Here is a 3,871-nt window from a genome sequence, read left to right on the forward strand (position 1 = left end):
ATAATGACTGTCTTCGGCTATCCGGAGCGGCTTTCTGCCATCCTTGAAAATGACCCGATAGGCGAGGATCTCGAAGCGGGGCGTGGACGCAAACGAGCGGGTGGCGTAAGTGGTGTGGCGGACTTCTAGCAATCGTATTGACCGGCTTGTTGTTTTTCATCTTGGTAGCACTAAGCCAAAGGCCGTCGGCGAACTCGTCTTCGAGGGTACTGGACGCGTCCGCCGCTCTTTCTTCCGCTATGCGGGTACTTGGCTGAAAGACCCCGACGGTCACGCCATTGTCCCGGCGGGATTGCCAAAACGCCCAAGGGCGGTTCGCAGCGATCCTTATGAGGTTCCGATCGCCTTTTTCGATGCCGGTCCCGATGGTTGGGGAAAGGGAATTCTCTCAGCCGCCTTTCCGAACTCGTTCTTCGGAATGGGCGAGTTTTTGGCGGCGTCCGGCGATGACAGGACTGGAGATCTTGGATTTGGCCCATCGCCTGAAGACGGACCACTCCGATGGGAACCGGAAGCGCCGCTGATGGATATGCCGGATGGCGTCGAGACACTCCAGGCGTTGGTCGAGGCCGCCGACGCGGTAGAGGAAGGGCGAGCGGAACGACCCCATTTCCGCCTGTTGTTTCACTCAAGCGCCGATATCGGCGGCGCTCGCCCGAAGGCGCGCATCCATAGGGATGGGGTTGGGCTGATCGCCAAGTTTCCTGCCTGGGGAGATGCCTTCGATGAGCCGAAGGTTGAGGCGGTATGCCTAGCCCTGGCTCGTGCTTGCCTGATCGACGTGCCGGACCATGAAGTCATTTCCGTCGCGAATCGCTCCGTGCTGCTTGTGAAGCGGTTCGGGTTACTGGCCCCATGCGCTCCGACCACCGCCATTCGCAGGTTAACGAAAACGTTCAGCCAGGGTCGAATATGCAAACGGCGGAGTTCTGGAACCCCGCCGCTCACTTTCACCGGAAGCACGCCGACCTCAGTAAGTCGCCCGTCCGCCCGAGGCGTCGAACACGCTGCCCGTGGTGAACGAGCATTCCTCGCTCGCCAGCCAGCAGATCAGCGACGTGATCTCCTCGACCTTGCCGAAGCGGCCCATCGGGATCTTCGACAGCATGAAGTCGATGTGTTCCTGGGTCATCTGGTCGAAGATCGCCGTCTTGACCGCCGCCGGGGTGACGGCGTTGACGGTGATGTTCTTCTTCGCCAACTCCTTGCCCAACGACTTGGTCAGCCCGATCACCGCCGCCTTCGACGTGCTGTAGGCGGAAGCGTTCGGGTTGCCTTCCTTGCCGGCGACGGAAGCCAGATTGACGATGCGGCCGTAGCCACCTTCGAGCATGTGGGGGACCACCGCGCGGTTGCAGTGGAACAGCCCGTTCAGGTTGACGTCGATCACCTGATGCCACGCCTCGACCGGATATTCCCACAACGTCGTGTTCGGTCCGGTAATCCCGGCGCTGGCGACCAGCACGTCGATGCCGCCAAGGCTCTCCACCGTGGACTTCGCCGCGGCCGCGACCGCGTCCCAGGACGTGATATCGACCTGGACTGCGGAACTGCAGGACCCCAGTTCGGCGACGGCGCGGTCGAGCGCCGCCTGATCGCGGTCCCACAGGGCCACCGAAGCGCCCTCGGCAATGAGCCGGGCGGCGACCCCGAACCCGATGCCGGACGCTCCGCCGGTGACGACGGCGCGCTTGCCGGCGAAGCGGTCGGCGAAGCTCATCGGTTCTCACCCCACGCGACGAAGGTCTGCTGCTGCTCGCCCAGCTTCTCGATGCCCAGGCGGACGACATCGCCAGCCTTCAGGTATTGCGGCTGCGGCTTGATGCCCATGCCGACGCCGGGAGGGGTGCCGGTCGTGATGACGTCGCCGGGCATCAGGGTCATGAACTCGCTGATGTAGCTGACCAGGGTCGCCACGTCGAAGATCATCGTCGCGGTCGTGCCGGTCTGCTTGCGCTCGCCATTGACGTCCAGCCACATCGACAGGTTCTGCACGTCGCCGACCTCGTCGGAGGTCACCAGCCACGGGCCGATCGGGCCGAAGGTGTCGCAGCCCTTGCCCTTGTCCCAGGTGCCGCCGCGCTCGATCTGGTACTCGCGCTCCGACACGTCGTTGATGACGACATAGCCGGCGACATGGGCCAGCGCCTCGTCCTTGGTGACATAGCTGGCGCGGGTGCCGATCACGACGCCAAGCTCGACTTCCCAGTCGGTCTTCTTCGAGCCGCGCGGGATGACGACGTTGTCGTTCGGTCCGGTGATGCTGCTGATCGCCTTGGTGAAGACGACGGGCTCGGCCGGTACCGGCAGGCCGGATTCGGCGGCGTGGTCGGAGAAGTTGAGGCCGACCGCGATGAACTTGCCGATCCGGGCGACCGGAACGCCGAGACGCGGGTTGCCCTCGACGACGGGAAGCGAGGAGATGTCGATCGCCGCCAGTTCCTTAAGCTTGGCGGGCGACAGCTTGTCGCCGTCGATGTCGTCGATCTTGCCGGAAAGGTCGCGGATCTTGCCCTCGGCATCGAGAATTCCGGGACGTTCCTGGCCCGACGGGCCGTGGCGTAGCAGCTTCATGTCTCTTCCCTGTATTTCTAGTTGTGAACCGGCACTTCGCGCCGGGTCAGTTCGAACCGCGGAGTTTGGCGAGCTGGGCGTTCAGTTCGCCGACAAGTTCGGGGCCGGCGACTTCGGTGTATTTCTGCGTCACCGGCTTCAGCTTCTCCGCCATGCGTGCCCGCTCTTCCTCCGAGACTTCGGTGACGGTCATACCATGGCCCTTCAATTGCTCAAGCACTTTGGCGTCCATCTCGCGGGATACCTGGCGCTGATAGGGCTTCACTTCCTCGGCGGCGTCCTTCAGCAATTTCTGCTCGTCCGGGGTCAGCTTATCCCAGATCTTCTTGCTGAACATCACGAGCAGCGGGTTATAGACGTGCCGCGTGGTGGAGAGGTATTTCTGCTCCTCGTAGAACTTCGAGGACTCGATCGACACCAGCGGGTTTTCCTGGCCGTCGACGGTCTTGGTTTCCAGCGCCGTGTAAAGCTCGGGCAGGGGAAGAGGGACGGCGTTGGCTCCCAGGGCGTTGAAGGCGTCTAGATACAGCGGCGCCTGGATCACGCGGATCTTGAGGCCCTGGATGTCTTCCCACTTCTCCACCGGGCGTCGGCTGTTGGTCAGGCTGCGGAAACCGTGTTCCCAGTAGGACAGGCCGATCAAGCCTTTCTCGGGCAGCCGGTCCATCAGCTTCTGGCCGAGCGGGCCGTCCAGTGCCGCATCGACTTCCTGCGGGGTCTTGAACAGGAACGGCAGGTCGAACAGCACGTACTCCTTGATCTGGCCGACCAGGACGCCCGAGCCCATCATGACCATCTCGATCGTGCCGCCCTGGAGCGACGAAACGGTCTGGATGTCGCCACCCAGCGTGCCGCCGGCGAACAGCTTGACCTTGATCTTGCCGTCGCTCTTCTGGCTGACGATCTCGGCGAACTTCTGAGCGCCGGCGCCCCAATGGTTGTCCATGTTCTGGACAAAGGCGAACTTGATCGTGCGTTCCTTGATGTCTGCGGCCTGGGCAGTTCCTGCGGCCATCGTGAACCCGGTCAGCAGCATTCCGGCAAGCATCGATCCAGTCTGGACGCGACTCAGCACTCTACTCATTGTTTCCCCTGAACTCTTGATTTGTTGTTTTGGAAGAGGCGCTTGCCGGACGGCACTCCGGCAAGCGCATTTTGTCTTCAGTGCCGTATTCGGTCTTCAGTGGTTGTCGCGCGGACGGAACTTGTGCGCGACGTCCTGGTACTTGACCGCAGGCTTCAGCACCATTCCCTGGTCGTACTGATCGACCAGATTGCGCTGGATCTCCTGCCAGGG

General features: G+C 62.5%; 3 protein-coding genes and 1 pseudogene. 1 reads left to right on the plus strand and 3 read right to left on the minus strand.

What is annotated here, in order from left to right:
- Positions 1–529: 529 nt before the first annotated feature.
- Positions 530–829, plus strand: a pseudogene (locus tag AC5JJ6_RS03070) (HipA domain-containing protein); the annotation flags it as partial.
- A 141-nt stretch (positions 830–970) separates the two neighbouring features.
- Here AC5JJ6_RS03070 and AC5JJ6_RS03075 read toward each other — a convergent pair.
- The 3 genes from AC5JJ6_RS03075 to AC5JJ6_RS03085 are packed head-to-tail and all read right to left on the minus strand — an operon-like array spanning position 971 to position 3,658.
- Positions 971–1,720, minus strand: coding sequence for an SDR family NAD(P)-dependent oxidoreductase (locus AC5JJ6_RS03075; RefSeq protein WP_496040636.1), 750 nt, complete (start codon positions 1,718–1,720; stop codon positions 971–973).
- On the minus strand, positions 1,717–2,574 hold the full coding sequence (locus tag AC5JJ6_RS03080) for a fumarylacetoacetate hydrolase family protein (protein WP_496040637.1): 858 nt from the start codon (positions 2,572–2,574) through the stop codon (positions 1,717–1,719). Before AC5JJ6_RS03080 ends, AC5JJ6_RS03075 begins: the two co-directional genes overlap by 4 nt.
- Before the next feature lie 46 nt (positions 2,575–2,620).
- On the minus strand, positions 2,621–3,658 hold the full coding sequence (locus AC5JJ6_RS03085) for a TRAP transporter substrate-binding protein (protein WP_496040638.1): 1,038 nt from the start codon (positions 3,656–3,658) through the stop codon (positions 2,621–2,623).
- Positions 3,659–3,871 lie beyond the last annotated feature (213 nt).

The organism is Skermanella sp., assembly GCF_059503625.1.

Excerpts from the sequence above, each read along its gene's own strand:
- AC5JJ6_RS03080 (WP_496040637.1), bottom strand. The coding sequence starts at position 2,574 with ATGAAGCTGCTACGCCACGGCCCGTCGGGCCAGGAACGTCCCGGAATT.
- AC5JJ6_RS03075 (WP_496040636.1), bottom strand. The coding sequence starts at position 1,720 with ATGAGCTTCGCCGACCGCTTCGCCGGCAAGCGCGCCGTCGTCACCGGC.
- AC5JJ6_RS03085 (WP_496040638.1), bottom strand. The coding sequence starts at position 3,658 with ATGAGTAGAGTGCTGAGTCGCGTCCAGACTGGATCGATGCTTGCCGGA.